Genomic DNA, 4,353 nt, shown 5'->3' on the forward strand with positions numbered 1-4,353 from the left:
CCGATCAGGCAGGCGAGGTCGATCGCGTCCTCGAAGCAGCGCACGGGGATGCTGTCGCCCGGCCAGTCCTGCACCGATTTCAGCCCGGCCTCGAGGTCGATGCACAGCGTGGCCTCGGCCGGCAGGGTCTTGAGCAGGCTGGTCTTGCCGACGCCGCTCGGGCCGAACAGGGCCATGGTGGTCTTGTTCGCCCCGGCCGAGAGCCGCTCGTCGGCGGTGACGATGCGCAGCGCCATCAGCCGATGCTCCCGAGGCTGCCGGCATGCGGGCTGTCGCGGCGGGCCGTCTCCGAGAGGATGGTGAGCCGATAGCTCGGGCGTCCGGTGCGCACGATGCGCGCCGGCTCGAAGGCCTGGCGGATGCGCTCGGGCCAGGCGGCATAGGCCCGCTCCGGCACCTTGAAGCTGACCTCGACGTATTCGGTCGGGTCCTCGCCGCCGGCGCGGATCTGCTCGGCGAGGGCGGCGAGCCGCCCCTGGTCCCATTCCACCCGCTTCGGCAGCTCGGCGACGACCGTGACCGCGCCGTCCGCGAAGCGCACCGTGCCGGTGTCCTTGCCGGCGGCGCCGCGGGCGGCGATCGCACGCTGCTCGTAGCGCAGCGCGATGGCGGCCTCGATCCAGTCGAGCTGGCGCCTGGCCGCATCGAGCGCCTCGCGCGCGTCCGTCTGGAGCAGCGCGAGATGCTCGGCCGGCAGCGCGATGACCTCGCCGACCGGCATGCGGCGCACGGCGTCGAGCGTCGGGCGGTTGGAGAGCGGCACGACCATCATGCTGCCTCCGCGAGGATCGCCGGCAGGATGGAGGGCGCGACGCGGCGCGGCCGAGGGCGGGCGACAAGGAGGTACTCGTAGTCCTCGTAGCCGTGCCGACGCTGCAAGAGGTGCGCGAGGCCCGCCTCGGCCAGTGCCCAGGCGCGGTTGGCGAGCCGCAGCAGGGCGAGCCGCTCCGCGTCGGGCAGCAGCTGCGTCAGCGGCGAGAGGTCGCGGGCAAGGAAGCCGCGATGATAGGCGAGGCGCTCGCCGGGCGCGGCGGCGCCGAGCCAGGCGCAGAGCGCCGCCTCGCTGAGCGGCGCCGCGCCGGTCGGGGTGTCGGGGATGCGGGTGTCCATAACCGGCATTACTCCGCGACCTCGCAATCCGTATCAGGCGGCCGAGGGGATGCCGGCGGCGAGCAGGCGCAGGCGCAGCTCGCGGAGGCGGCGGTAGATCCGCGCGCGCGGCATGGTCCGCCGCTCGCCGAGCGCGTGCGGCGTGTGCTCGCAGAGCGCGGCGCAGAGCGGGTGGTCCGCGGGGTCGATGGCGGCCGGCGCCGCGCGCTCCAGGTCGAGGCGGCGCTCCAGCGCGGCGACGGCGTCGGTCGGCTGGCCGCACCACGCGGCGTAGCCGTCCGCCTCGCCGAGGGTGTCGCCGAGCGTCAGGCCGTCGCCGCCGGGGAGCGCGTCGTCGAGGGAGAGCGGGTGGCGGCCGGCGCGCTCGCGCTGCACGCGGCGGGCGATCCGCGTCGCCGCGTGGCGGAAGCAGATCCTAGCAAACGCCTCGAGCGCTCCCTTGGCCGGATCGAAGGCCGGCAGGCGGGCCAGGAAGTCGGTCAGCAGGTCCTGGCGCAGGTCCTCGCGCTCCTGGGCGGGGAGGCCCAGGCCGCGGCAGAGGCGCCGCGCCTCCTGCTCCGCGAGGCGGTAAATGGGGGCGAGGTCGGGGAGGCAGGGCGAGCGAGCCATCGGCGGGTCGGTCCATCGGGTTGCGATGGAGCGAACCTGCCGACCCTCGCGGCACACGGGTGTGGGCGCGGCGTGTGCTCGGCGTGTGCCCGTGGTCGCGGGCCGGCTAAGCCTTGATGAGGACGATGTCCTCGGACCCGAGCGCGAGGGCGTAGCCCCGCCCACCAGGCGCCAGGATGAGCGGTCCGGGGAAGCGCGTCCGCGCCAGGAGATCCTTGAGGCTGTTCTGCAGGTCCCGCTTGAGGCTCCGGACCGTCGCGTCGGTCGCCGTGGTGCCCCTGTACATCGCCTCGAGGATGTCGCGCGGGGGTACGGGCGGCTTGCCGCGCCGAGCCCGTTCGCAGAGGAGCCAAAGCAGCTCGAACTCCCGCGGCGGGAGCTTCGCCGAATGGCCGTCGAGCGTCACGGCGCCCGTCGCCTTCGAGAGCACCAGCCGAGGCTCGCTCCTCGGCATGACGAGCAGCGCGTCGAGGTTCACCAGGACCGGCCGCCGCGGCTCGCTCGGGAGGAACGCTTCGGCCGGCGGCACGACGTCGACGCCGCGCTCCTCCAGCCGGGCACGTTCCGCGGGGGCGGGGGCGGGCGCGACCAGGCTGACGCGCTGGCCCCGTGCAAGCGAACGGATCTGGTCGAGGGTACCGGGCCGGTGGACCACCGCAGCCGTCGTCGCGAGCAGGAGGAGGCGACCGCCCGGCAGGGTCCCGACACAGAACAGGTCAGGCTGGAGTTGCTCCGTGGGCCCCTGGATGCCCGCGGCGCTGGCCATCTGGCCGGCGAGGCTGGCCACCGAGATGCGGTAGATCTGCAGCTCGCCCGGGTCGAGGCGCTCGTCGCCGGCGCAGGAGACGGGACAGGCCGCGTAGGGCGCGCCGTCCTTCCAGCGGATCCGCCGCTCCTCGGCGCCGCAGCTGCAGTCGGGGCACGGGTCCCAGGCCTCCAGCCTGCGATCGTGCACGACGACGCCGAGTTCGAGCAGCCGCTCGAACGCCAGGACGCCTTCCGGCGACAGCTCGGGGGCGCCCAGCAGGTAAGCGGGCTCGCCCCCCTCACTCTGCCGCAAGAGCAGGACGGGAAGGCTCTCGCTCACACAGCATCTCGTTCATGGCGAGCAGCTTCATGACGCGCCGCTGGTGCCGCTGCCGCGGGAAGCTCAGGGTCTCGTGGGGCTTGATCTTGACCGTGATGACCGGCGGCCGCGACCCCTCCGCCACCAGGGTGATCTTGACCACCAGATGGGCGAGGCGCCAGCCGCCGGACTGGTAGGCGATCTCCGGGCGGCTCTCGTGCAGCGCCTGCAGGGCGTTGCCGTCGCTCTCGCGCGCGATCAGCGAGCGGACGACCTTCTCGCGGCCGCTCCTGGCGACGACCACCCTGTTCGCCTGCGCCTCGTAGATCTGGACCCGCGCGATGCCGGGGTCGTGCCCGTGCCGGAACTGGAACGCGGCGCCGGCCCGCTCCACCGCGCTCAAGGTGTAGAGGTGCCGCGACGACGCCGCGCTGAACAGCCCCGGACGGTCGAGCGCCACCTCCGCGAACGCCTTGGCCAGGGCGGTGCGGCTGCTCTTGCTGCAGCCCCAAACCTTCAGCCGCCCGTCGATGGCGGAGTAGGCCAGGACCGCGTTCTCGATCTCACGGAAGCTGCGGATGCGCTTCCGGCTGCCCTCCAGGACCTCGGTGATGGTGAGCGCCGCGCCGTGCCGGATGGAGACGTGCACCTCGTCGCCGTCGTGGTAGGTGATTGCCTCGCAGAACTCACCCCGCAGGTCCGCCTGGAAGATCGCCCTGGCGCGCGCCTCGAGGGCCCGCAGGCGGTCCTCGCCCAGGTCCGCGGGGATGCCCTCCTCCGGCGCCACGAACTCCATCACCGAGGGCGGCTGCAGGAACGCCAAGCCGTTCTCGGCGTCCTCGAACACCTCCGGGTGGTTGATGAAGGCGCGGAGGGCGAGGTTGCGCGCGCTCGTCTTCGAGATGGCCTCCGGCGGCACCAATTCGACGCCGCGTCGCCTGGCCTCCTGCAGCAGGGCCTCCTGGCCCACCGGCTTGCCGAGTCGCTCGATGCGGTGGAGGTCCGCGGTCAGGCTCTCCGGGCACTGGTCCTTCGGGGTCCGCAGGAGGTAGGTGGAGACGGCCTCGCGGCCCTTGTCCGGGTCGGAGACCAGGAGGCCGAGGTCCAGGGCGCCGGCGGCGATCGCATGCCGCTCGAAGAAGCGCTTGAGCAGGTCCGGGTCGACGGTGCGCAGGAAGCGGAGGTTGGCGAAGCGCTGGTAGTCGTCCCTCATCCCGGGTCCCCGCGAATCGTTCTTTATGTGTTCTATCCAGGATCGATGCCCGAGTCGAATCCGATCCGGCATCGCGATGATACGGGTCGGCGGCGGCGTGCGTAATGGGAGGGGGTGCCCGATCGCATCCCGCGCCCGACCAACCCGCACCTCCCGCCCCACCTGCGTGAGGTCTGCGACATCCTGGCCCGCGGCCTGCTGCGGCTGAGGAGCCGCGCCGCCGAGGAAGCCGCCCGTGGGGCCGCGGCGGCGGGAGAGCCTCGCCTACACTTCGTCCCCACCCAGCGCCGTCATGCGAACCCCGAGAGAAAGGGAGACGCATGACACAGACCAGACGGAAGCCGCCGGCCGCATC

General features: G+C 73.1%; 6 protein-coding genes. All 6 read right to left on the reverse strand.

Annotated features, from left to right (window positions below; genetic code table 11):
• On the reverse strand, positions 1-236 hold a 236-nt coding region (locus ET526_RS20770; protein ID WP_158295659.1), incomplete at its 3' end, for an AAA family ATPase.
• The gene (locus ET526_RS20775) at positions 236-772 is read right to left on the reverse strand and encodes a hypothetical protein (protein ID WP_240048519.1); all 537 of its coding nucleotides are present in this window, start codon (positions 770-772) and stop codon (positions 236-238) included. The genes ET526_RS20770 and ET526_RS20775, both read right to left, overlap by 1 nt.
• Positions 769-1,110, reverse strand: a complete 342-nt coding sequence (locus ET526_RS20780) for a hypothetical protein (protein WP_135470949.1) — start codon at positions 1,108-1,110, stop codon at positions 769-771. The genes ET526_RS20775 and ET526_RS20780 overlap by 4 nt, the downstream gene beginning before the upstream one ends.
• Positions 1,111-1,143: 33 nt before the next feature.
• Positions 1,144-1,719, reverse strand: coding sequence for a sigma factor (locus ET526_RS20785; RefSeq protein WP_135470951.1), 576 nt, complete (start codon positions 1,717-1,719; stop codon positions 1,144-1,146).
• A gap of 106 nt (positions 1,720-1,825) precedes the next feature.
• Positions 1,826-2,806, reverse strand: coding sequence for a helix-turn-helix domain-containing protein (locus ET526_RS20790; protein ID WP_135470953.1), 981 nt, complete (start codon positions 2,804-2,806; stop codon positions 1,826-1,828).
• Positions 2,766-3,998 carry a hypothetical protein gene (locus ET526_RS20795; protein ID WP_135470955.1) on the reverse strand — a complete coding sequence of 411 codons (1,233 nt, stop codon included), beginning with the start codon at positions 3,996-3,998 and terminating at the stop codon, positions 2,766-2,768. Before ET526_RS20795 ends, ET526_RS20790 begins: the two co-directional genes overlap by 41 nt.
• Between the last annotated feature and the right edge of the window lie 355 nt (positions 3,999-4,353).

Origin of the sequence: Crenalkalicoccus roseus, assembly GCF_004761865.1 — a bacterium.
GTDB classification, from domain to species: Bacteria; Pseudomonadota; Alphaproteobacteria; order Acetobacterales; family Acetobacteraceae; genus Crenalkalicoccus; species Crenalkalicoccus roseus.